General features: G+C 43.9%; 24 protein-coding genes and 2 pseudogenes. 18 read left to right on the forward strand and 8 right to left on the reverse strand.

The features are described 5' to 3' along the window. Window positions 1–623: transposase (locus ACED42_RS01740; protein WP_371701158.1), on the forward strand; the 623-nt coding region annotated here is incomplete at its 5' end. A 2-nt stretch (window positions 624–625) separates the two neighbouring features. Here ACED42_RS01740 and ACED42_RS01745 read toward each other — a convergent pair. Next, window positions 626–1108: pseudogene (locus tag ACED42_RS01745) on the reverse strand (acetyltransferase); the annotation flags it as partial. A gap of 340 nt (window positions 1109–1448) precedes the next feature. Between ACED42_RS01745 and ACED42_RS01750 the strand changes: the two are divergent. From ACED42_RS01750 to ACED42_RS01760, 3 genes are all read left to right on the forward strand, one after another. Beyond that, complete coding sequence (locus ACED42_RS01750; RefSeq protein WP_032500572.1) at window positions 1449–2252, forward strand: ferredoxin--NADP reductase; 804 nt, start codon at window positions 1449–1451, stop codon at window positions 2250–2252. Between the two features lie 66 nt (window positions 2253–2318). After that, on the forward strand, window positions 2319–2651 hold the full coding sequence (locus ACED42_RS01755) for a DUF1971 domain-containing protein (RefSeq protein ID WP_009845875.1): 333 nt from the start codon (window positions 2319–2321) through the stop codon (window positions 2649–2651). Window positions 2652–3137: 486 nt separating this feature from the next. After that, window positions 3138–4130: a 2-hydroxyacid dehydrogenase gene (locus tag ACED42_RS01760; RefSeq protein ID WP_017102307.1), complete on the forward strand. Its 993-nt coding sequence runs from the start codon at window positions 3138–3140 to the stop codon at window positions 4128–4130. A gap of 120 nt (window positions 4131–4250) precedes the next feature. Here the strand turns inward: ACED42_RS01760 and ACED42_RS01765 are convergent, their stop codons facing one another. The 3 genes from ACED42_RS01765 to ACED42_RS01775 form a co-directional block, all read right to left on the reverse strand. Further along, window positions 4251–5123: a patatin family protein gene (locus ACED42_RS01765; RefSeq protein WP_371701161.1), complete on the reverse strand. Its 873-nt coding sequence runs from the start codon at window positions 5121–5123 to the stop codon at window positions 4251–4253. A gap of 217 nt (window positions 5124–5340) precedes the next feature. Continuing rightward, window positions 5341–6792: a catalase gene (locus ACED42_RS01770; protein WP_017102305.1), complete on the reverse strand. Its 1452-nt coding sequence runs from the start codon at window positions 6790–6792 to the stop codon at window positions 5341–5343. A gap of 201 nt (window positions 6793–6993) precedes the next feature. Beyond that, entirely contained in the window at window positions 6994–8163 is a 1170-nt protein-coding gene (locus tag ACED42_RS01775) for a glycerate kinase (RefSeq protein ID WP_371701162.1), read from the reverse strand. A 427-nt stretch (window positions 8164–8590) separates the two neighbouring features. Between ACED42_RS01775 and yiaK the strand changes: the two genes are divergently transcribed. The 13 genes from yiaK (at window position 8591) to ACED42_RS01840 (ending at window position 20018) form a co-directional block, all read left to right on the forward strand. Continuing rightward, window positions 8591–9592 (forward strand): 3-dehydro-L-gulonate 2-dehydrogenase, encoded by a 1002-nt coding sequence (yiaK, locus tag ACED42_RS01780; protein ID WP_009845879.1) that lies wholly within the window; start codon window positions 8591–8593, stop codon window positions 9590–9592. A 24-nt stretch (window positions 9593–9616) separates the two neighbouring features. Further along, window positions 9617–10105 (forward strand): TRAP transporter small permease, encoded by a 489-nt coding sequence (locus tag ACED42_RS01785; protein ID WP_371701164.1) that lies wholly within the window; start codon window positions 9617–9619, stop codon window positions 10103–10105. Further along, the gene (locus ACED42_RS01790) at window positions 10105–11385 is read left to right on the forward strand and encodes a TRAP transporter large permease subunit (RefSeq protein ID WP_009845881.1); all 1281 of its coding nucleotides are present in this window, start codon (window positions 10105–10107) and stop codon (window positions 11383–11385) included. Before ACED42_RS01785 ends, ACED42_RS01790 begins: the two co-directional genes overlap by 1 nt. Window positions 11386–11406: 21 nt before the next feature. Then, window positions 11407–12381 carry a DctP family TRAP transporter solute-binding subunit gene (locus tag ACED42_RS01795; RefSeq protein WP_012600146.1) on the forward strand — a complete coding sequence of 325 codons (975 nt, stop codon included), beginning with the start codon at window positions 11407–11409 and terminating at the stop codon, window positions 12379–12381. Between the two features lie 96 nt (window positions 12382–12477). Then, the gene (locus tag ACED42_RS01800) at window positions 12478–13188 is read left to right on the forward strand and encodes an L-ribulose-5-phosphate 4-epimerase (RefSeq protein ID WP_017108909.1); all 711 of its coding nucleotides are present in this window, start codon (window positions 12478–12480) and stop codon (window positions 13186–13188) included. Window positions 13189–13198: 10 nt separating this feature from the next. Continuing rightward, complete coding sequence (locus ACED42_RS01805) at window positions 13199–14062, forward strand: Cof-type HAD-IIB family hydrolase (RefSeq protein WP_269335158.1); 864 nt, start codon at window positions 13199–13201, stop codon at window positions 14060–14062. 48 nt (window positions 14063–14110) lie between these two features. Further along, on the forward strand, window positions 14111–14599 hold the full coding sequence (locus ACED42_RS01810) for a YhcH/YjgK/YiaL family protein (RefSeq protein WP_017096281.1): 489 nt from the start codon (window positions 14111–14113) through the stop codon (window positions 14597–14599). Then, window positions 14599–16092 carry an FGGY-family carbohydrate kinase gene (locus ACED42_RS01815; protein WP_371701168.1) on the forward strand — a complete coding sequence of 498 codons (1494 nt, stop codon included), beginning with the start codon at window positions 14599–14601 and terminating at the stop codon, window positions 16090–16092. Before ACED42_RS01810 ends, ACED42_RS01815 begins: the two co-directional genes overlap by 1 nt. After that, a complete protein-coding gene (locus ACED42_RS01820) occupies window positions 16085–16750 on the forward strand; it encodes a 3-keto-L-gulonate-6-phosphate decarboxylase UlaD (RefSeq protein ID WP_371701170.1) in 666 nt (221 codons plus the stop codon). The genes ACED42_RS01815 and ACED42_RS01820 overlap by 8 nt, the downstream gene beginning before the upstream one ends. Window positions 16751–16757: 7 nt before the next feature. Beyond that, the gene (locus ACED42_RS01825) at window positions 16758–17516 is read left to right on the forward strand and encodes an IclR family transcriptional regulator (RefSeq protein ID WP_371701172.1); all 759 of its coding nucleotides are present in this window, start codon (window positions 16758–16760) and stop codon (window positions 17514–17516) included. A 9-nt stretch (window positions 17517–17525) separates the two neighbouring features. Continuing rightward, window positions 17526–18395, forward strand: coding sequence for an L-ribulose-5-phosphate 3-epimerase (locus ACED42_RS01830; protein WP_017072595.1), 870 nt, complete (start codon window positions 17526–17528; stop codon window positions 18393–18395). A 10-nt stretch (window positions 18396–18405) separates the two neighbouring features. Continuing rightward, window positions 18406–18729: a hypothetical protein gene (locus ACED42_RS01835; protein ID WP_102382788.1), complete on the forward strand. Its 324-nt coding sequence runs from the start codon at window positions 18406–18408 to the stop codon at window positions 18727–18729. A gap of 89 nt (window positions 18730–18818) precedes the next feature. Beyond that, window positions 18819–20018 (forward strand): sugar MFS transporter, encoded by a 1200-nt coding sequence (locus ACED42_RS01840; protein WP_371701173.1) that lies wholly within the window; start codon window positions 18819–18821, stop codon window positions 20016–20018. A 234-nt stretch (window positions 20019–20252) separates the two neighbouring features. Here ACED42_RS01840 and ACED42_RS01845 read toward each other — a convergent pair whose 3' ends face one another. The 3 genes and pseudogenes from ACED42_RS01845 to ACED42_RS01855 form a co-directional block, all read right to left on the reverse strand. Further along, complete coding sequence (locus tag ACED42_RS01845; protein ID WP_012600138.1) at window positions 20253–20390, reverse strand: hypothetical protein; 138 nt, start codon at window positions 20388–20390, stop codon at window positions 20253–20255. Between the two features lie 247 nt (window positions 20391–20637). Continuing rightward, window positions 20638–20832, reverse strand: a pseudogene (locus ACED42_RS01850) (ribulose phosphate epimerase); the annotation flags it as partial. 4 nt (window positions 20833–20836) lie between these two features. Then, window positions 20837–21466, reverse strand: a complete 630-nt coding sequence (locus ACED42_RS01855) for an HAD family hydrolase (RefSeq protein WP_371701174.1) — start codon at window positions 21464–21466, stop codon at window positions 20837–20839. Between the two features lie 246 nt (window positions 21467–21712). Between ACED42_RS01855 and ACED42_RS01860 the strand changes: the two genes are divergently transcribed. Next, entirely contained in the window at window positions 21713–21922 is a 210-nt protein-coding gene (locus ACED42_RS01860) for a hypothetical protein (protein ID WP_009845895.1), read from the forward strand. 166 nt (window positions 21923–22088) lie between these two features. Here ACED42_RS01860 and ACED42_RS01865 read toward each other — a convergent pair whose 3' ends face one another. After that, window positions 22089–22970, reverse strand: a complete 882-nt coding sequence (locus ACED42_RS01865; protein WP_371701176.1) for an L-ribulose-5-phosphate 3-epimerase — start codon at window positions 22968–22970, stop codon at window positions 22089–22091. Window positions 22971–22974 lie beyond the last annotated feature (4 nt).

A 22974-nucleotide genomic window follows, 5' to 3' on the forward strand; every position in this document is an offset into this window, starting at 1 on the left:
AGCAACTAGGCGAGTATGGGATAAATATCGAAGCCGTCGCGATGGACATGAATACGGCTTTCGATCTTGAAGTTCAAGCGCACTGCCCGAACGCAAAAATCGTTTACGACTTATTCCATGTTGTCGCTAAGTTCGGTCGCGAGGTGATGGATAGAGTTAGAGTCGACCAAGCCAACAAACTTAAGCAAGACAAAAAAGCTAGGCAATGGGTGAAGCGTTCACGCTGGGTACTGCTGAAAAATAGAGGCAACTTAAATACACGCCAAGATAGCTATCTTACTGAAATATTGAATATCAATAAGGACTTAATGACCACTTATATACTCGGAGCACAACTCAAAGAGCTTTGGTATTGTGAATCAGAAGGGCACGCTAAGGGGCTCTGGGACGCGTGGTGGGAACAAGTGCAAGAGAGTGGGATTAAGCCATTAAAAGAGTTCGCACGAAAACTCAGACCATATCTTCACGGGGTTATCGCATCGGCAAGTTATCCACTAAACACCTGCACACTGGAAGGGATAAACAACAAGATAAAGCTAATCAAGCGAATGGGATATGGTTATCGAGATACAGACTACTTCTTCTTGAAGATAAAAGCGGCTTTCCCCGGAAAGCCGCGATGAACCTTATTAATTGCATCGAAATCATCATTGCGACGCTCAGGGTTACGAATCAAAAACTCACGTGAGTGACGTCTCATGAAAGGCATATCCAAGCCCCAACAAGCCAAACCAACAAAAGGAACGTACAGCAATTCATGCTTAAGGAAGAACTTAGTCATTGGCATCTTGTCTTTCAAGATCGAAGACAAAATCACGATATCCGCCCAACTGAGGTGATTCGACATCATCAAGTACCATTGCTTAGTCGAGATGTCTTCCCCGCCCTCAACTTGCCACTCGATATCGTTATTCACATTCAACATCCAAAGATTGAGCGAAGCCCAACACCAAAATGTGAAATTCGCTAAACGAGTACATGACTTTTGAACAATAGAGATTGGAAGAATCAGTTTGATGAGGCCAAAAAAGCTCACGGTAAACGCAGTCATTGCGGTATTGATGGTCACGAACAACACGTTCAAGGCCATACGAAGATTATCAAGCATAAAACACGGCTATATTGAGATCGAAAGCCGCCATTATACTCATCTATAAAATATTCTCTTTAGTTATTGGTGAATACATTAAGGGTCAAACCACGGAACTAATTTTGGTCTGTGCCCATAAATCAATCTCTCCCCTTAATCTGAAAGTGCCACATCAAAAAACAATAAAGAGGTCATTTAGACACAGCAGTACAAAGTCTATTTGACATCATTCAAGTTAATTTTTACCGAATAACCAGTATTGATAAGCATTCTCATTAATGGCATGGTACATGCAACTCCAAAGTGTAAATAGTTGAGTATCCTTAATGAGATAACTTCTCTAAGTAAAGGTGATGATATGACAGATATTCCTCATGGTTTGGTAACTGGCAAAGTCTTACATAAAACACAATGGACAAATCAACTGTTCTCGCTGCAAGTCAGTGCTCCCGTCTCTCCCTATCAGGCGGGTCAATTCACGAAACTTGGCTTGCTTAACAGAGAGGATGAGTTCGTAAGACGGGCTTATTCAATGGTGAATGCGCCAGAGCACAAACAAGGTCACCAACATCTGGAGTTTTTGATTATTAAGGATCAGAACGGTCAGCTTTCACCTCAACTTCATGAGTTGAAGGTAGGCGATGACATCTTTGTCGGCAAAGACCCAAGCGGCTTTATGACCTTAGATGAGATCCCAGAGATCGCCGACGATCTATGGATGCTTTCAACCGGGACTGCCGTTGGGCCTTTTATCTCAATGCTCGAAAGCATGCAGATACAACAGCAAAACGGCTCAGATGTCGAAAAAGTAATGTCATTCAAAAACCTTGTACTGGTTCATGCCGTAAGAACAGAACAAGACCTGACTTATCGAGACCGTATCGCTCAACTCGTTAATCACTTCCAAGGGAAACTACAATATGTGCCAATTATTTCTAGAGAATCAGTCACCGGAACTTTGCGCGGACGAATCCCAAGCTTGTTACTTGGAGGCAACCTTGAGCAAACCACGTCTGTCGCTTTCAATCAAACCCGCAGTTTTTTCTACCTTTGTGGCAATCCGCAAATGGTTCGCGACACAAGTGAAGCACTAACCAGCTTAGGTTTCGAGAAGCACTTACGCAGAAAACCCGGCCAATTCAGCAGTGAAAACTACTGGTAATCACAGTCACCAATTCCATCAAAGCTAATGCTTGTATTCAAAATACAGACAGATAAGAGGTTTTATATGAGTCATTTACGTATTCCGTCACACTGGAAAATTCAACGTTCAACGCCATTTTTCACCAAAGACAACATACCGGCTGCATTGCTTAATCACCATAACACCGCAGAAGGCGTATTCGGCCAGATCTGCGTAATGGAAGGCACGGTCACCTTCTACGGTTTTGCCGATGCAGAAGCGACAGAACCCGAAAGTGTTATCACAATCGAAGCTGGACAATTTGCCACAAGCCCACCTCAATATTGGCATCGAGTAGAACTTAGCGACGACGCACAATTCAACATTAACTTCTGGTCAGAGAAAGAGACCAAGAAGATGTTCAACACCAGAAAGTAAGATCCATTCAATATTGATGAACTTATAAGCAAGCTACTTCGTAATGTGATTTTCAGTGTTCATAAGTGAAGAAAAAGACCAAATAACCATAGTAATTACAGTGACTAATGGTGATAGACAAGACAAAAAAACTCTAGCACACTGAACAGAGTTGCAGGGCATGTTGACCTATCGAGCTGATTTTTGCAGCCGTTTGTGGGTTATTTATACAAGGCAGAGAATTCGAGGTGTAGCTCGCCTACATGAGAATTCGATAACGCTGTAGAAAGGAACCACAAACACTGCCCGAAGGGTTCGGCTAAAATCGTTTTACTCTTTGTTGAGAGGGTTTTGCTTAGAATGACTAGGCGGCAAACCTCTCGTCGCGATTAAAACGATTTTATCTCGAACAAAACTTAACCGCGAAAGGTCAACATGCCCTTGTTTTAATCCCGTTTCAAAGAATGAATCAGTGGGTTATTTATATTTTAGGTAAGAGAGGAAGCCATGCTCAACATTGCTTTTTTTAGCTCAAAATCATACGACGAAAAATCATTTGAACTGGCAAAAGGCGAACTCAACGCCGAGTTCCATTTTCACGATTTTCGCCTCACTACAACAACAGCAAAAATGGCGCACGACAACGAAGTCGTTTGTGCGTTTGTAAACGACGACCTATCGCGAGATGTGCTAGAGATTCTAGCGAAAGGCGGCACTAAGCTGATTGCAATGCGCTGTGCCGGTTTTGATAAAGTCGATTTAGATGCAGCCAAAGAGTTTGGTCTGCAAGTGGTTCGCGTTCCGGCTTACTCACCAGAATCGGTAGCAGAACACACGGTTGGCATGATGATGTGTTTGAACCGTAAACTACACAAAGCATACCAACGCACTCGTGATGCGAACTTCTCTCTTGAGGGTTTGGTTGGCTTTAACTTCCACGGTAAAACTGTTGGTGTGATCGGCTCTGGCAAAATTGGGCTAGCAACCATGCGTATTCTGAAAGGTTTAGGCATGAACATCCTATGCTACGACCCATACCCGAACCCATTGGCAAAAGAACTGGGCGCTAAATACGTTGAGCTCGACGAGCTTTACCAAGAATCTGACGTGATTTCTCTGCATTGCCCAATGAGTAAAGAGAACTACCACCTGTTGGATGCAACGGCATTTGAGAAAATGAAAGATGGCGTGATGATCGTCAACACCAGCCGTGGTGAACTACTGGATTCAACCGCAGCAATCGAAGCGTTGAAACAAAGCAAGATTGGCGCGCTTGGCCTTGATGTCTACGACAACGAGAAAGAGTTGTTCTTCCAAGACAAATCTAACGATGTGATTGTGGATGACGTATTCCGTCGCTTATCTGCTTGTCATAACGTATTGTTCACAGGTCACCAAGCCTTCCTGACTAAAGATGCTCTGTTCAACATTGCCAATACAACGCTAAATAGTGTTGATGCCTTCTTTACAGGCAACAACAGCGGTAACGAACTCGTTTAATAGCAGATTGAGTTAATAGCTGGCTGAGTTAATAACAGACCAGATCTACAAACACAAAGCCACGCTATTCCTAAGTGAACAGCGTGGCTTTTTCGTTTATCCAGTATTCTAAAACCGTTCCTAGACGCAGAAATGACAATCTTCGGTGTCTAAACCATACACGCCTTTTCGAATAGCAAGGTGCTCTTCCCCTGCTTTAACCCCCATCTCATAACCGGCATCAAGCGTTGATTGATCCATAGTGAGTCGCTTAACCGCAAACGCTTCTGGCGGCGCAATCACCTTGATGGTCGCATCTTTTGGAGGGTTACGAATGAACTCCAGAGACTGGTTGTAGTTTTCGGCACGCACCGCCATCGACTCTGCAATATTAGGGAATTTCTTTAACAGCTTTTTCAGCATCCACTGATACTTCTGCGGCTTCATTCGGTAGCTTAATGGGTGAGAAAGAATCACGGTAATGTCTCGTGCACCACGACGATAGGCTTCGCGAACCGGAATAGAGTCGGCTACACCACCATCGGTATAGCAACCACCAGAGAAGCACGGTGTTTCACGGTAAGCGATAGGTAGAGCTGTTGTTGCTTCAACCACGTTAGAAAGGTTTTCTGGCTTGATGTGATAGTAGTCTGCACTGCCAGTATCGACGTTAGTTACAGCAGCAATTAAAGGAACACTTGAGAACAGCTCACCACAATCCAGTGGATAACGTTGGTTAGATTCATCCCACAACCACTTAACGTCGACCAAATTGCCACCTTTAGCAAAGCGAGCAGAGTTAAAGAACGTTTTATCGGTCGCCATAGTGGTGATCACGTTGTAGCTACGCTTCGGAGCTTGAGATAAGTAACCAACCAAATTGGACACACCTGCTGATACGCCGATGGCAAAATCATAAGGACGGAAATCGTCTTGCATAAAGGCGTCCAACACTCCGGCAGCGAAGATGCCTCTCATTGCCCCACCTTCAACGATTAATGCGCTCTTACTCATCTCAAACTCTTCTACTTTATAAACTGATAGTCGTAGAATAATCCGATCGTTCTTACAAAGATAATGGGATAAATTTATCAATTCGATAGGTAAAAACTATCAATGTGAATAGTTCAACTTTTCAATGATTTAGGGTTGCTTGATGATCAGCGAGATCAAAAAAGGCCGTTGAGTGATTCACTCAACGGCCTTTCATTTAACTAATCAAACTTATTGATTACGACTTAAATTCGCTTACATCGATTTCAAGTAGCTTACCAATGCCTTCACCGTAAGCTGGATCGGCTTTGTAACAGTGTCTTAGGTGACGCAGTTGAATCTCTTTAGGCACGCCGCCTAGGTTACGCGCTGTGTTATCAAACAGAATCGCTTGTTTTTCTGGTGTCATTAGACGGAACAGATCACCCGGTTGCGAGAAGTAATCTTCATCTTCGCGGTGATCCCAATGCGCTGCAGCACCATCTAGGCTCAATGCCGGTTCTGCAAAGTCTGGTTGCTCTGCCCATTGGCCCTCGTTGTTTGGCTCATAGCCCAATGTGCTACCAAAGTTACCATCGACACGCATCGCACCATCACGGTGGTAGCTGTGTACAGGACAACGAGGTGCGTTCACTGGGATATGCTGATGGTTAACACCCAAACGGTAGCGCTGTGCATCACCGTAAGCAAACAGACGGCCTTGTAGCATCTTGTCTGGTGAGAAGCTAATACCCGGAACCACGTTTGCCGGGTTGAATGCAGACTGCTCAACTTCAGCGAAGAAGTTTTGTGGGTTACGGTTCAATTCAAACTCACCTACTTCAATCAATGGATAATCTGCGTGCGGCCAGATCTTAGTTAGATCGAACGGGTTGTATGGCACTTTTGCCGCATCCGCTTCTGGCATCACTTGTACTTTCAGTGTCCATTTAGGGAAGTCTTGATTATCAATGCTGTCTAGCAGATCACGTTGATGACTTTCGCGGTCATCGCCGATCACTTGTGCCGCTTCTGCATCAGACAAGTTCTTAATACCTTGCTGAGATTTGAAGTGGAACTTAACCCAGAAACGTTCGTTGTCTGCATTAATAAAGCTGAATGTATGGCTACCAAAACCATGCATATGACGGTAAGTAGCAGGGATACCACGATCACTCATCACGATGGTAATTTGGTGTAGAGCTTCCGGCAAAGAAGTCCAGAAATCCCAGTTGTTCTTCGCACTGCGCATGTTAGTGCGCGGGTCACGCTTAACCGCATGGTTTAGATCTGGGAACTTGAGAGGATCACGAAGGAAGAATACTGGCGTGTTGTTACCCACCATGTCCCAGTTACCTTCTTCAGTATAAAACTTCAATGCAAAGCCACGGATATCACGCTCAGCATCGGCAGCGCCACGCTCACCCGCCACCGTTGTAAAACGTGCAAACAGGTCGGTCTTTTTGCCTATTTCAGAAAACAGTTTTGCCTTGGTGTATTTGGTAATGTCATGCGTAACAGTAAATGTACCGTAAGCGCCTGAACCTTTCGCGTGCATACGACGCTCTGGAATGACTTCGCGGTCAAAATGCGCCATCTTTTCTAAAAACCAAACATCTTGAAGAAGTTGAGGACCGCGCTTACCCGCAGTTTGAACATTCTGGTTATGAGCAACAGGACAACCCGCAGCTGTAGTTAGTTTTTTACTCATGATCTATTCCTTAAGGTCCAAAGGTGCAGCAATAGTGAGTGCACCTTGATATTTATACTGACTTCCTTTCAAAAGCCCCTAAAATATTATGGATATAGAATAGACCTCTAATGGTATAAAATATAATCGTTTCTATTTATCGTTGCTATCTATAAAACCTATCGAACCATGATGTTAAGTAACCAATTGTCAAACCTCACTTTATTTCAAGATCGCATGGCCTACTTTCAGAGTCGCAGCGATATTTCTCGCCGTTCTGGTAAGGTTTAGTTCGGCTTCTAGCAGAACTTGGTCAAGTGACTGAGGAGAACGAACCGTACCAAACAAGCTGTTCATTTCACCATAAAGTGCTTCTACTTCTGTTCCCAGTGAGCCAGCAATGCCTATGATCGGAATGCCTTGTAAGCTCGCTCGTTTAGCAATGCCATAAGGCGTTTTCCCTTGCAGAGTTTGGTTGTCCATCTGCCCTTCGCCAGTAATCACCAAGTCGGCACCTTTCAATAGATCATCAGCTTGCAAAACATCGAGCACCATCTCAATGCCGGGTTTAATTTGGATATTGAATAACAAACCAAGCCCCATCGGCGTGCCACCAGCTGCGCCATAACCCACGCGCTTGTAAACAGGCTCATCGCCACCGGCATAACCTTGCGTTTCTGCAACTTGAGCAAAATTCTCAAGCGCCTTATCAAGCATTAAGACTTGTTCAGGTGTCGCTCCTTTTTGCGGACCAAATATATAGCTGGCACCGTTATCACCACACAATGGATTATCCACATCGCACGCCACAATCAACTCAATATCGGAGCAACGAGAATCGACGCCTGTAAGATCAATTGAAGCCAAATCCGCTAGCACAGCGCCACCTCGGCTGAGCTCTTGCCCTGCACGATCAAGCAATTTACCACCTAACGCTTGTACAATGCCTGCACCACCATCATTGGTCGCACTGCCACCCAATCCAAGAATGATGGTTTGAGCCCCCTGCTCTATCGCTTCTAATATCAGCTGTCCGGTACCAAAAGAAGAAGCAACCAAAGGATCGCGCTGTTCTGGTGTCAGCAAGTCTAAACCAGACGCAGCAGCTATCTCTATCAAAGCCGTTCTCTTGGAGCTCTGAACTGACGGTTCTAACATCGCCCATTCAGCACTAATCAATGTTCCCAATGGCCCTTGAACTTTATTTGTTCGCTTTTGTCCGGCTAAACCTTGTAGCAATACATCTACCGTACCTTCGCCACCATCGGCCAGAGGTAAAGTCACATAGTCAGCGTCAGGAAAGATTTCACGAAAGCCCTTTTCAATACACGCCGCCACCGATACCGCCGATAAAGATTCTTTAAACGAGTCTGGTGCAATAACAATTTTCATAGAAGCTGGCTCCAATACTTCACAAATATCTACCAAGCAATAGTACAAAAACAACAAAACCACTATATAGAAGACGGGTCAACTGTGCGTACTTCCCTCTCCGAATTTGACCAACACCTCAGATTTCACCGCCACTATTTTATATTCAGTAAAGTTACGGTTGGTTAATAACCCATCTTTTGACAAGTTTAATCCCGCCAAATTGTCGAATTTCACCTCAATTAGTCGTAGAAACCAGATCCTGAACACGCTTTTTGTTTCGCATTGCGGAATCTTTAAATCTTTTTGTTCCACTTTTTAACCAGTTAACAGTTATTAGAGAAAAACTTAATAAGGAAATATTTCGTAACTTTGCTCACAGAATTTTTTCGGAATAAAAACAATAATTGATTCCGTATTATGGAATTCAAATTATCGGAGAACACAGATGCCTTTAGTATCAACAGAAAAACTACAACAAGAATACGAACGAATCCTTTTAGCTCGCGACATGAAGCCAGAGATGGCAACCAAGCTTGCGGCTGGTTTTGTTGAGATGGCAAACGAAGGCACATACTCACATGGCATCAACCGTTTTCCTGTATTCATTGACCAAGTAGATAAAGGTCAGATCAAACTCAATGCGGAACCAGAATGCGTTAACAGCATGGGTGCACTCGAGCAATGGGATTGTAACTACGGTCCTGGCGTTCTTAACGGTCTTATCTGTGCAGAACGTGCCATGGAATTGGCTCGTGACTACGGCATTGGCATGGTCGGTATGCGTAATTCTAACCACTGGATGCGTGGCGGTGCTTACGTATTGAAAATGGCTCGCGAAGGTTTTGCAGGAATTGCATCAACCAACTCAATCGCAGTGATGCCAGCATGGGGTGGTAAAGATCACCGTGTTGGTTCAAACCCTCTCATCATGGCGGTTGCGGGCGATCCACCGGTGGTTGTTGACTGTTCAATGAGCCAATTTTCTTACGGCCAACTACAAAACTTCGTGCTTGCTGACAAAGAACTACCTGTTGTTGGTGGCTTTGACAACGAAGGTGAACTCACTAAAGACCCGCATGTACTGTGGGAAAACAAACGCCTACTTCCAATGGGTTTCTGGAAAGGTTCATCAATGGCAATCGTACTTGACATGATGCTAACGGCAATCACTGGCGGCCACTCAGTACCAGCGCTGACTGAAGATATGGGTGGTGAGTTTGGTGTATCTCAATTCCTTATCGCTATCGACTTAAGCAAGACAATGGATCAAAGCACTTACGCACAAGAGATGAAGCGCATCCGCGATTACGTGCTTGAGTCAGAGCCTGCAGAAACGGGTTCAGTGATGATTGCTGGTTCTGAAATTGAAAACTTCATTAAGAAACACGAAGCAGCTGGCGGCATTGAAATTAACGATGGAATTTGGGAACAAATTACGTCTCTGTAATTAGCCAAAGGTAGGGAAAGCGTTATGCAAAGTGTATTAAAGAGTATTTGGAAAAGTATCGATGTCATCATGGCGGTCATTCTGACCTGTATGGTTGCGCTCGTATTTACTAACGTAGTTTTACGTTATGGCTTTTCTTCTGGTCTTCGTCCCTCTGTAGAACTATCTCGCCTTGGTCTTGTATGGGTTGTCATGCTCGGTGCTGCCGTTGTGCTGCGCCGAGGTGAACACCTCGCTGTTGCGGAATTTTCTGAACGACTTTTCCCAAAAGCAGTACCCGTATTAAGACGTATCTGCTGGGTAATAGTACTGATTTCTGTCGGCATGCTTTACGTCGGTTCATACCGTCAAATGATGTCTAACTGGTCAGATATTTCTCAGCTTACAGGGCTTCCTTCAGCATTATTTTACTTAGCCGGTGTGGTGTCAAGTTTGTTAATGGGCGTGATTGCCTTTATGCGAATCTTCAAGCCCGACTGGCAGCTAGATAGCTTAGATGAGGAGAAAGAATAATGACGTTAGCCATTTTCTTATCGGTATTGATTGTCTCAATCTTACTTGGTCTTCCTGTTGCGTTTGCACTGTTATTGTCTTCAATGGCGCTGATGCTTCACATGGACTTCTTTAGTGCAGACATTCTTGCGCAGTCTTTAATTAATGGTGTCGACAGCTTCACTCTGCTTGCCATTCCATTCTTCCTCATTGCGGGTGAAGTAATGGCATCGGGTGGTTTGTCGCAGCGTATTGTTCGCCTAGCAACCACTTACGTGGGACACCGTCAAGGTGGCTTAGGTTACGTTGCAATCATGACTTCGGTACTGCTTGCTGGTCTCTCTGGCTCAGCTGTAGCTGATGCAGCAGCCTTGGTCAGTATTCTTTACCCAATGATGAAAGCAGCGAAATACCCAGAAGCACCTTCAATGGGCTTACTTGCTTCAGGCGGTATCATCGCACCCGTTATTCCACCTTCAATCCCTCTGATCCTTGTAGGTGTTGCTGGCGGTATCTCGATCAAAAACCTATTCCTAGGCGGCATCGTTCCTGGCCTGTTAATGGGTATGACATTGATGTTTGTGTGGCGCTGGACGGTTCGTAAAGAAAACTTAGAAACGTCTGAACGTGCAACAAAGGCTGAAAAACGCGCTGCACTTAAAGATGGCGTATGGGCATTGATGTTACCAGTCATCATCATTGTCGGTATTCGCTTTGGTATTTTTACACCGACAGAAGCCGCTGTAGTCGCCGCCACTTACGCTATTTTCATCTCAACGTTTGTTTATAAAGAACTCACTATTAAGAAGTTCTACCACATCGTACTCAACGCTGGTCGCTCGACCGCAATGGTTATGTTCTTGGTGGGTTGTGCAATGGTCGCTGCGTGGTTAATTACTGTTGCTCAGCTTCCTCAACAACTCGCAGAAATGTTAGGTCCACTGGTGGATAGCCCACGCCTATTAATGGCAGTAATTATGTTGCTCGTACTTTGTGTCGGCATGGTTATGGACTTGAGCCCAACGATTCTAATCCTTGTACCCCTTTTAATGCCTGTCATCAAGATGGCTGGGATTGACCCAACGTACTTCGGCCTACTGTTCGTTATCAACTGTTCAATTGGCTTGATTACGCCTCCTGTAGGCACCGTACTAAACGTAGTGTGTGGTGTAGCGAGAGTACCAATGTCGACTGCAGTGAAAGGTGTATTGCCCTTCATCGCGGCTTACATGGCTCTGCTCACACTGTTTGTCATCTTCCCAAGCATTATCACTGTGCCAATGTCGTTTGTCATTGGTTAATCCTCGACGGAGAAAATAATAATGAAAACCCTACTAAAACTTACTCTACTCGCTTCGACTATCGCAATGAGCTCTAGCGCTTTTGCCGCTACGACTCTAAAACTGGCGCACGCTGCACCAGAGTCGGATTTGCAACAAGACCTATCTTTGTTCTTTAAGAAAGAAGTAGAAGCTCGTTCAAACGGCGAAATCAAAGTAAACATCTACCCACAAGGTCAATTGGGCAGTGATAAGCAAATGATCGATGGTTCACGTGCTGGCATCGTCGATTTAGCGATGGTTGGCTTGAACAACTACAACGGCCTAATGCCTGAATCAGCGGCCTTCACTCTGCCGTTCATGTTCCCAGATCGTCAAACAGCATACAAAGTACTGGACGGCGAGCCGGGTAAAGAAGTGTTAGCGAACTTTGAAAAATTCGGTCTTAAAGGTCTTGGTTTCCCTGAAAATGGTTACCGCAACATGACCAACAACGAAAAACCTATTCGTGTTCCTTCAGATGTTGAAGGCCTACAAATGCGTGTGAATGGCTCGAAAGCGCTAAACGATATGTTCAATGAGCTCGGTGCTAACCCGCAACAGCTTCCAGTATCTGAACTTTATACTGCACTTGAAACAGGCGTTGTTGACTCTCAAGACCACCCAATTTCTGTAACGCTGTCTTTCAAGTTTGATGAAGTACAAAAATACCTAAGCCTTACACAACATGCTTACTCACCATTAGTTCTAACAATGAACCTACGTAAGTTCGACAAGCTAACTGAAGATGAGCAAAAGATTATCGAAGAAGTTTCTGCTGAAGCCGTAGCAATGCAACGTGAGCTAAGCATCCAGAAAGAAGACAAGATGATTGCTCAACTAGAAGCAAACGGCATGCAAGTAAACCGTGACGTTGATGGTGCTGCTTTCCAACAAGCTATCCAACCAGTTTGGAGCGCTTACATCGAGAAAAATGGCGATGTGATGATCAACAAGATCAAACTAGCAGCTAAGTAACGTAATTGAGTGCGATTGCCTAGTCCTCTTTTTTAGCTAGGGAATTTAGCTAGGCAATCCGCTCGTCATTCACTCAATACAACATGGGCAAACACAATGTCTCAAGAACAAAAAACATACCAAGAATTAAAAGAACGCGTGTTCGCAGCAAACTTGCAACTTCCTAAATATGGCTTAGTGACTTTCACTTGGGGCAATGTCTCTGAGATCGACCGCGAACGTGGCGTGATTGCAATAAAACCGTCAGGTGTTGAATACGATGTAATGACGGCAGATGACATCGTTGTTCTCGATTTAGAAGGCAACCGCATTGAAGGCAAGCTGAACCCTTCAAGCGACACGGCTACGCACATTGAGCTTTACAAAGCCTTCCCAACCATTGGCGGCATCGTTCACACGCACTCTCGTAACGCAACAATTTGGGCACAAGCCGGCCGAGACATTCCAGCGCTGGGCACAACACACGCCGATTACTTCTACGGTGATGTACCTTGTACTCGCCTGCTAACAAAAGCTGAGATCGAATCTGATTACGAGAAAAACACAGGCTTGGTGATCATCGAAGAATTCAACCAACGTGATATCGACCCGCAAGCAATGCCAGGTGTCATCATCGCAGGCCACGCACCATTTACATGGGGCAAGGATGGTTCAGATGCAGTGCACAATGCAGTGGTAATGGAAGAGATTGCTGCCATGGCAACAGCCACTCGCGCTATCAGTCCAGAAGTAGCGATTCAACCTGAGCTGCTAGATAAACACTACAACCGTAAACACGGCAAGAACTCATACTACGGACAGAAGTAAGGCCTCGCACATGCATAAGTCATCACCGCATAAGTCCTATAAACATAAATTGTATAAGCACAAGCTATTGGCGTTAGATCTCGATGGGACGGTGCTCAACTCGCAGCACACTATTAGCCAAGAGTTAGTTGAAGCCATCAAGCAAGTCGCTCAACACACTCATGTGGTTATCGTTACGGGTCGCCATCATGTCGCGGCAAAACCTTATTACGATCTGCTTGGTTTATCGACTCCAATAATTTGTTGCAATGGCACTTACATCTTTGATTACCAGAACGATACGGTCATTCAAGAAAACGCAATCGACAAAGAAATTGCGGCTGAGTTTATCACCCTATCTCAAGCTCATGATCTGAAGATGGTGATGTATGTGCGTGATGCAATGCTCTACTCGAGAGCACGCCCTATTGAATACATGGAAGCGCTACTGACGTGGTCTCAAACCTTTCCAGAAAGCCAGCGACCAAACATTCAAAAGGTCGACGACTTCCAACATGAAGCACAAATTTCAGAGTATGTGTGGAAGTTTGTCGTTGAAGGTGAAGTAAACACATTCGCAGAGATTCCTTTTGTGAAAGAGAACTTCAACGGCGAACGATCTTGGATTGATCGTGTCGATTTCGCAGCAACAGGTAATAGCAAAGGTAATGCATTGACTCGCTACATTGAGCCGCTCGGTATCAGCCTAGAGCAGTGTGTCGCGATTGGTGATAACCACAATGACATTTCGATGCTTAAAGCAGCAGGACTTGGCATCGCAATGCAAAACGCAGATGACACCGTAAAAAGCTCAGCCAACCTAATCACGCCCAAAAACAATGATGATAAGACAGGGTTAGCGACGCTTTTACAAGACCTATTTAGTGCCCATTAATTTAAAGCATTGGCTTAATTAAGCTGTTTATATTTAAAGAGAATTTTTATGTTAGTCGGAAATACTCAACCTACGCAGATCAGCAAGTCGTACCCTGTCGTTATTCAAAACGTGCTTGAGTACTTGAACAGTCTCGACCAAGAAAAACTCGCATTAGGTCGCCATGAACTCCCTGGTTTTGATTCAAAACAAGCATGGTTTGTTGTATTGGAATATGACAAAGAGCCTCTAGGAAACTTCCAACCTGAAGTCCATAAATACCATTCTGACTTGCAGATCATTCTCGAAGGTTCTGAAGTGATGGCATGGGCTATAGACACTGGCGAACACAGCAACGCACAACCTTATAACCAAGAACGTGACCTTCAGTTTTACGAATACCCGGGGGTTGAGCTCAGCTTCATTCATGCAAAACGCAATCAATTTTATTTATTCACGCCAAATATCGTGCATATCACCAATATTGAAAATGATGACAGCCAACCGGTAAGAAAACTGGTGGTGAAGATTCACAACGATTTACTGGAAGCCAAATAATGAATTACTACATTGGAATTGATTCTGGCGGCACTTTTATGAAAGCCGCGTTGTTTAACGCAAAAGGTGAACAACAAGGTCTTGCCCGCGTATCGGCGAGCGTCATCAACGAAAAACAAGGTTGGGTAGAACGCGACCTAAACGCACTATGGGGTAACGCTGTCGATGTCATTAAGCAGCTTTTAGAGACCACAAAAGTAGAACCAACCTCTATTAAAGGCTTGAGCATTTCAGCCCAAGGCAAAGGCGTTTACCTTCTTGATAAAGAGGGACAAAACCTCGGCCACGGTATTATGTCTTCTGACTCTCGCTCACTGCCTATCGTTAAAGAGTGGCTAGAACAGGGTAAAGCACAAGAGATCTATCCAACCACACTGCAAACACTGTGGACAGGTCACCCTGTATCGATTATTCGCTGGATCAAAGAAAACGATGCCGAACGATACAACAACATTGGCGCAGTGATGATGTCTCACGACTACCTTCGATATCGCTTAACGGGCGAAGTCGCAGCAGAACTGACCAATATTTCAGAAAGTAATTTTTTCAACTCCATCACTGGTGAGTATGACAAAGCACTTTTGGAAACCTTTGGCATCGAAGAAATTTGGGATGCGCTACCACCCGTTGTAAAACCTCAACAGCAAGCAGGGAAAATCACTGCGGCCGTTGCCAATGAAACCGGACTAGCAATAGGTACGCCGGTGTTCGGCGGGTTATTTGATGTGGTATCAACAGCGATCTGTTCTGGAATCAACTCTGCTGAAGATACTCTGAATTACGTAATGGGCACATGGGCGGTCACGTCTGGTATCTCAAAACAAGTGACTCAAGAATCACACAATTTTGTTTACGGCCATTACGCCGTCGATAACGAATACATCATTCACGAAGCGAGCCCGACTTCTGCGGGTAACTATGAATGGTTCGCCGACTACCTTGGTGAAAATGGCCAGATTAACCACCAGCAAAATCAAGCGTTAGTGGAAACATTAGATCCGGCATCAAGCAGTATCTACTTTGTGCCATTCCTTTACGGTTCTAACCAAGGGCTTGGCCTAAAGTCAGGCTTCTATGGCCTGCAATCGCACCATACTAAAGGGCACCTAATTCAAGCCATTTGGGAAGGTATCTTATTCTGCCACAACATTCACCTAGAACGTATGCGTCAGCGTTTTCCAAAAGCCAACATACTAAAAGTGACAGGCGGCCCTGCATCTAGCCCTGTATGGATGCAAATGCTGGCTGACCTTACCGGCATGACCGTTGAAATATCAGACGTGGATGAAACCGGCTCATTAGGTGCCGCAATGATGGCAATGGTCGGCGCAGGTGAGTTCGCTTCATTAGCAGAATGTACTCAAGCGATCACTAATTCTACGTCACGTGTCGAGCCGAATCCTGAACACTACGATATATACCAAAAGAAATATAAGCACTATCAAAGACTGGTGCAGTTGTTTAAACAATTTGAGGATGAAATAGATGTCTAGCACTGTATTAAAACCATCTAAACCACTGCTACAAATGGCTCTTGATGCCACAGATATCGACACGGCATTAGCCTCAATAGAGCATGTTGCAGATAAGTTAGATGTGATTGAAATCGGGACGATCTTAGCCTTCGCCCACGGCGTAGATAGCGTAAGAATCCTACGAGAAAAATACCCAAATCACATCATTGTCTGTGACATGAAAATCACCGATGCCAGCGCCATTTTAACGCGTCTTGCGATGGATGCCGGCGCTAACTGGGTAACAGTAAGTGCAGCCGCACACATCGAAACTATTCGTTCAGCGAAGAAAGTAACGGATGAATTCGACGGCGAAGTGCAAATTGAGCTGTATGGACACTGGACAATGGAAGATGCGCAAGCTTGGGTCGACATGGGCATTAAACAAGCAATTTATCACCGTTCTCGTGATGCGGAACTTGCTGGTGTGAGCTGGACCGAAGAAGATTTGATAAAAATGCAGAAATTATCGGATATTGGAATTGAACTATCCATTACTGGTGGTATTGTTCCTGACGATCTGCATTTGTTTAAGAATCTGTCTGCAAAATCGTTTATTGCTGGCCGAGCGTTAGCTGGTAGCGATGGACGTGACATCGCAGAAAACTTCCATACTGAAATAGGTAAACACTGGTAGCACATATATGAGTGAGCAAATTAAATCGTTGTCTAAAGCACTGACCGTATTGGAATTCCTTGGGAATTATCCTAATGGCGTTTCGCTACAAAAAGTGTCTGAAGGGACTGGCTTCAACAAGTCATCTGTCCATCGTATTTTAGCAACGTTTGAAGCCTCTGGTTATGTTGCTCAAATGTGTTCAGGTAAAGAATATCGCTTAACAATGAAGTTGGTTCAGCTTGGACACGCTGCTATCAACTCTGATGTCACTGGCACCGTTAAGCCATACCTATCTGAGCTACTCGACGATGTGAATGAAACGGTTAACTTCCTCTCTTTTGATGCTGACAACATCATTTTTAAAGACAAGTTTGAACCCGTTAATTCTTCCTTTAGAACTCGAACCTACGTAGGGCTGCATTCTCCAATGTACTGCTCAGCGGCAGGAAAATGTTACTTAGCATTTAGCTCTGACAGCGTTCGAGAAACCTATTGGAAACGCAATGTCAGCACAATGAAGCCGTTAACTGAAAACACGATTCTCGACAAGTCTCAATTTTTTGGTGTTCTCGATAAAATTAAGAACCGTGGTTATGCGCTCGATGATGAAGAGAACGAAGCAGGTATTTCTTGTGTTGCTGTCCCTATTTTTGACAAGAACAATTCTCCTGTATACGCGGTTAGCGTCTCTTCGCTTACGCCAAAAATGAAAGCACTTGGCTACGAAGAGATCGCTGGCAGAATTCAAGACATAACAACGCGTATAGAACAACAACTCTTTTAAGGAAAAAGAATGTTTGATTCTAAAAACAAATTCAGATTAGGTATTTACGAAAAAGCGATGCCAACCACCCTTACATGGGAAGAGCGTTTGATTCACGCCAAAGAAGCTGGCTTCGACTTTGTAGAAATTTCAGTAGATGAAACCGATGAGCGCCGCGCTCGTTTAGATTGGTCAGACGAAGAAATTTATGAGCTTCGCCGTCTATGTGAAAAGCACCAAATGCCTTTCCAATCAATGTGCCTAAGCGCACACCGTAAGTTTCCGTTTGGCTCAATGGATGATGCTATTCGCACTGAATCGCTGATCATCATGGAAAAAGCGATTTCATTGGCTTACAAGCTTGGTATTCGCTGTATTCAAATGGCGGGCTACGATGTGTACTACGAGCCGCAATCGGCTGAAACTCACGCTCGCTTCATTGAAGGCATGCAGCAAGCCACCAAAATGGCAGAACGCGCAGGTATCATGCTAGGTGTTGAGATTATGGATACTCCGTACCTCAACTCGTTAAGCAAGTTTGAAGTTCTTAAACGTGAAATCCCGTCACCTTACTTTATGGCTTACCCAGATGTCGGTAATATTTCTGGTTGGAACTACGACGTGTGTACCGAACTAAAGCTAAGCCGTGATCACCTAGTACAAGTGCACCTAAAAGATACACTGCGAGTTTCAGAAACCTGCAAAGGCCAGTTCCGAGATCTTGTTATAGGCGAAGGCCAAGTCGACTTCCCAGCTATTTTCAAAACACTCGCTGAAATTGATTACAGCGCACCATTAGTGATTGAAATGTGGGCTCAAAATGACAACTGGTTAGACGATATCAAACAAGCAAAAGCAACGTTGAAATCTATCGCTAACCAATCTGGCTTTGAACTGTAAGGAAACGACCATGACTATTTTCCGCACTGCTTTTTTCGAAGCTGATTTAACTGAAGATCAAAAACAAGACTTCTACCAATACATGGAAAACGAAGTCGCGCCTATTATTCGCACATTTCCGAATAACCAAGGGCTAACGCTCAACAAGCCTGAAGCAATTGAAGCTGAAAGCCATAAAAACCTACTGCTTATGATGCAACACAGTTACGAGAACGAGTCAGCAATGGCTGCTGCTTTAGATTCTGAGCAACGAATCAAAAGTATGCATGCGACCAAAGTGATTATTGAGAAATACAACATTCATGTTCATCACATCAATTTTGTTCGTGATTAACAGCTTAATAGGCAATACACCGTAAAGTCTCAATCGAAAAGCAGAAGATCATCTTCTGCTTTTTTTATCGCTATCAATAAGGAATCACTATGAGAGTATTCCCGTTAAAAGATGCCCCACTGGTCTTACTGTCTCTGATCTTTTTTATCTGGGGTTTAATTACCGTTTCAAGTAATTCGCTAATTCCACATTACAAAGAAGCTTTCTCTCTCGATTATAAAATGGCGATGCTATTTCCCATGGCCTTTTTTATCACCCGAATTACGGTGTCGCTTCCAACGTCATTTGTCATGGCAAAAATTGGCTATAGAACTACGCTGAAGTTCTGCTTGATATGGTGCCTTCTGGGCTGTCTAGCCATGGCATATTTAGTACGAGGAGAAGAGCTTGTTCCAACACTCATCGGGATCTTATTGATGGCCTCAGGTGTATCAGCAATTCAAGTTGTGAGTTCACCTTACGTATCACTACTCTCGACACCCGATAAGAGTGTTATACGTCAAAGTGTGGCAACGGCATCGAACTCTGTTGGCACTGTGCTTGGTCCGCTAGTGCTTACCGCTGTCATTCTCGTGGCTACAAGTTTTAACGTCGACAACACCGCCCATCAAGTTTCGTATCTGTTCTTATTCATCGCCCTGTTCTTTTTCGGCTTACTGGTATTTTTTAGCAAAATGACGCTTCCAGATATCAAACCAAAACAGATGACTGGCTTTTGGCGAGGGTTAAAGCTTCTAATTAAAAATCAGCAGTTTATGAAGTTAGCGTTGGTACTGTTGCTGTACATCGGTGTAGAGGTCAGTTTTGGTACTTTTACTATTGCGTATCTTGCCGACCAGCAATATGGCGACCTTGGTTTGGTCTTCGCAACACAGATCATCGCTCTTTATTGGGTATTAATGTTTGTTGGAAGAGTGTTATTCGCCAAGTTTGGAAACACTGTAAACAAGCACTATCTCTTCTCACTGTCTTGCGTTATTGCCGCTTTGATTAGTGCCGTTGCGGTCTATCAAAATTATGTTTGGATTGGCTATTTGATGCTTGTCGTAGGGCTATGTAATTCTGCGCTCTACCCTATCATTTACGCACAAGCGCTACATGCATCAGGTAAGCAAAACTCACAAGGAGCAGCAATTCTCATTATGTGTTCAATTGGAGGGGTTGTTTTACCATTCGTACAGGCGAGTTTGATTGATGAGCTTTCGCTGAGTACGAGTTATATTGCGCCCGCATTAGCGTATGTATTAATGATAGTTTTGTACTGGTCTAGTTTAAAACACCGTGTTTAAACTGTTGGTTTAGATAGGTAACTTGGTTTAGTCAATCACTTGATTCAGTAACTAAGTCGATGACTAAAAAGTCAGCCTGATTGGCCTAGAAGATAGAGAAAGTGAACTGGAGAAAGATAAGGAAATGAACTGGAGAAAGATAAGGAAATGAATTTGGTGCTTCTGACGTTAGTTTGAATCAGTGAGTGGCTAATCACCACCACTGATCACACTTAACGCGGGTTATTTTAGAAATTAAACCCAAGCAGAAGCAACAAGTAGGATAATTGCACCCATGATAACGGTAGACTTAGCAAAAAATAGAACTTCATTCATTACTGAAGGTTTTGCTAGTGATACGTTGTTTTCATTCGTGATTACTGTAGCGTTCATACTGTGTTCTCATCGTTATGTGATCTTAGGTCAATTTTGCGCCGTTATGTGACCAAAGTCAACATTAACTGTAGTTTTATTACACAACAAAAAAGCTATAACTGAAAAGAACTCCAACAACGCAACCTCCCCTGACTCCACGTAGTTTTCCATTAAATCAACATCTATTAGATACAAAAAAGCTCGAAGCCTGGTCTACAGAATACTTCGAGCCTTTATACATCAGTAGATACACTACTTAATTCAATTAAGCTAACTCAGCTCGCATTGAATCGATAGCTTGTTGATAATCTTCACTATCAAAAATAGCAGAGCCCGCAACGAACATATCGGCACCCGCTTCAGCAATCTCTTTTATGTAGTTAACTTTCACACCACCGTCGACTTCTAAACGAATATTTCGGCCTGATTCATTAATGCGCGATCTGATTGAACGCAGCTTAGTTTCAGAGCTCAGGTCCGCTACCCACTTCCAAACCATTCGCTGGAACAAATTTAGTTATCTGCCCGTTTTCAACCATGTAGCAATCCATGCCTGCCGATGTCGCTGCGTGCTGGCCTATAATCGTATCTTCAAACACCACACAATCGCTCGGTTCAAGCTCTAACTGGCTAGCGACTTTCAGAAAAGTATCCGGGTTAGGTTTGTGATTCTCTACGTCATCTGAAGTCACAATCGTACGTATCATTGATGGGATATCGGTCGTCTTTAAAATCGCCCTTGCATGCTTGGCTTGAGCACCAGTTCCGATGCCTATCTTTTTCAACTGATACTGTTGCTGTAAGAGTGCGTATGTCTCTGGAATAACATCCCCTTTGTGCTCAATAGCCTCAAAGTTAGCGATTTTGTCCGAAGTAATTTGTTGAGCATCAAGAGTTAGATCGTAACGCTTAAGGATCTCTTGAGTCACTTTTCGCGATGGCATCCCACCAAGTTGATCGAGCCACTCTTTGTCGTAGGGAATACCAAACTTCTGACAAGTTTGTTGCCATGCATGAGCGTGTGCCACCATAGAATTGACCAGAGTCCCATCGAGATCAAAAATAATTCCTTTATATTTATCTAACTTTGGCATCGTCAATCTCTCATATTGTTTTGAGACTCATACTACTAATCACCATACATAAAACCTATTCATGATCGTCTTAATATGATCTTATTCAACAATCCGACAATTAAACGAATTGATGCAATAAAAGCCGTTGTTTTACTATTGAAATCATATTTTGAGCACATCTCACCCATTTTTACTTAAACCAAGTAGAGTTGCATAAATTGAAGATGATATAGTCCACGAAAATCAAATACCTTGGACACGACCATGCATTCTAGCGACATCATCAAATTAGCAAATTTAGGCGTTAATATCGAAATTTCAAAAGACTCTTCATTGCATCCTTCTGATGCGTTGGAAGTGGTAAAGATTGTTGCTGAAATCGGTAGCCAAATCGTCATCAAGAAGAAATACCACACGGACTACCTGATTCAGATGGCTGAAGTGGGCCGTGATCATGTGACGATCGCTGTTTAAACACTGTAGCTATTGCGAAATTGACATCATTTCTGCTGCTTTAAATGGCTTAAAGTGCCGAGTTGATATAAAAATGCAGCATATTGGGGGCAATATGCTGCATTTTCTCTTTTCGTTAGGAGCATCGAGAACGCAAAGAGAAACCAGTTAATCATTCTAAGTAGAGTTAGTGGTCAAACAATCTCGGAACACCCGTTTGCACACAAACATCATTCAAACGTTTTTGTGCCGTGAGAATGTTCTCTTTCCAACGTTCATCTTGAGCCCACATCTCGATCACGAGTGGTACGACGCACTCAGTCTCCTTCAACGTTTCAAAAATGGCATTGAAGTCAACTTCACCATCACCAATCACTAAGTCTCGAAATTGCCCTTTGTACTCGCCAGTCACTTTATAAGTGTCTTTGAGGTGGATCTGAGTGATACGAGGCTTACTCAGTTTTAGCTCAGTCACTATGTCGTAATTCCAACCAGAGATATTGCCCACATCCGGATACGCCGTGAAATACGGTGAATTGACTTCGCGACTCAGCACTTCGAACTTACTCAAAGAGTTCAAGTAATCGGTATCCATGATTTCCACAGCGAGCATTACCCCTGATCTTTCCGCCAACAGCGCCGAAAGCTTCATTCCTTCAATGAACCTCTGGTGAGTCACTTTATCGGCTGGCTCGTAGTAAACGTCATACCCAGCCAGTTGGATGGTACGAATACCCAATTTGTAAGCCAACGAGATCGCTTTCTCCATATGGATGACAGCTTGTTCACGAATCACCGGATCTGCAGACCCAAATGGGAACTTACGATGCGCGCTTAAACACATGGACTGCAACGGTACGCCGTGCTTTTCACAAAGACGACGCAAGGCATACACTTCTTCGTCATTCCAATCTAATCGGCTGCGACGCTCGTCTGATTCGTCTACCGATATCTCAAGAAAATCAAAGCCGAGTTCTTTGGTTTGCTTAAGTTTATCTTCCCAGCTGAGTTCGTTAGGTAGGGCCTTTTCATAAAGCCCTACACGGTGGCGTAACAGGTTTTGATACATAACG

It is taken from the genome of Vibrio sp. FF145 (genome assembly GCF_041439075.1).
Lineage (GTDB): Bacteria > Pseudomonadota > Gammaproteobacteria > Enterobacterales > Vibrionaceae > Vibrio > Vibrio tasmaniensis_A.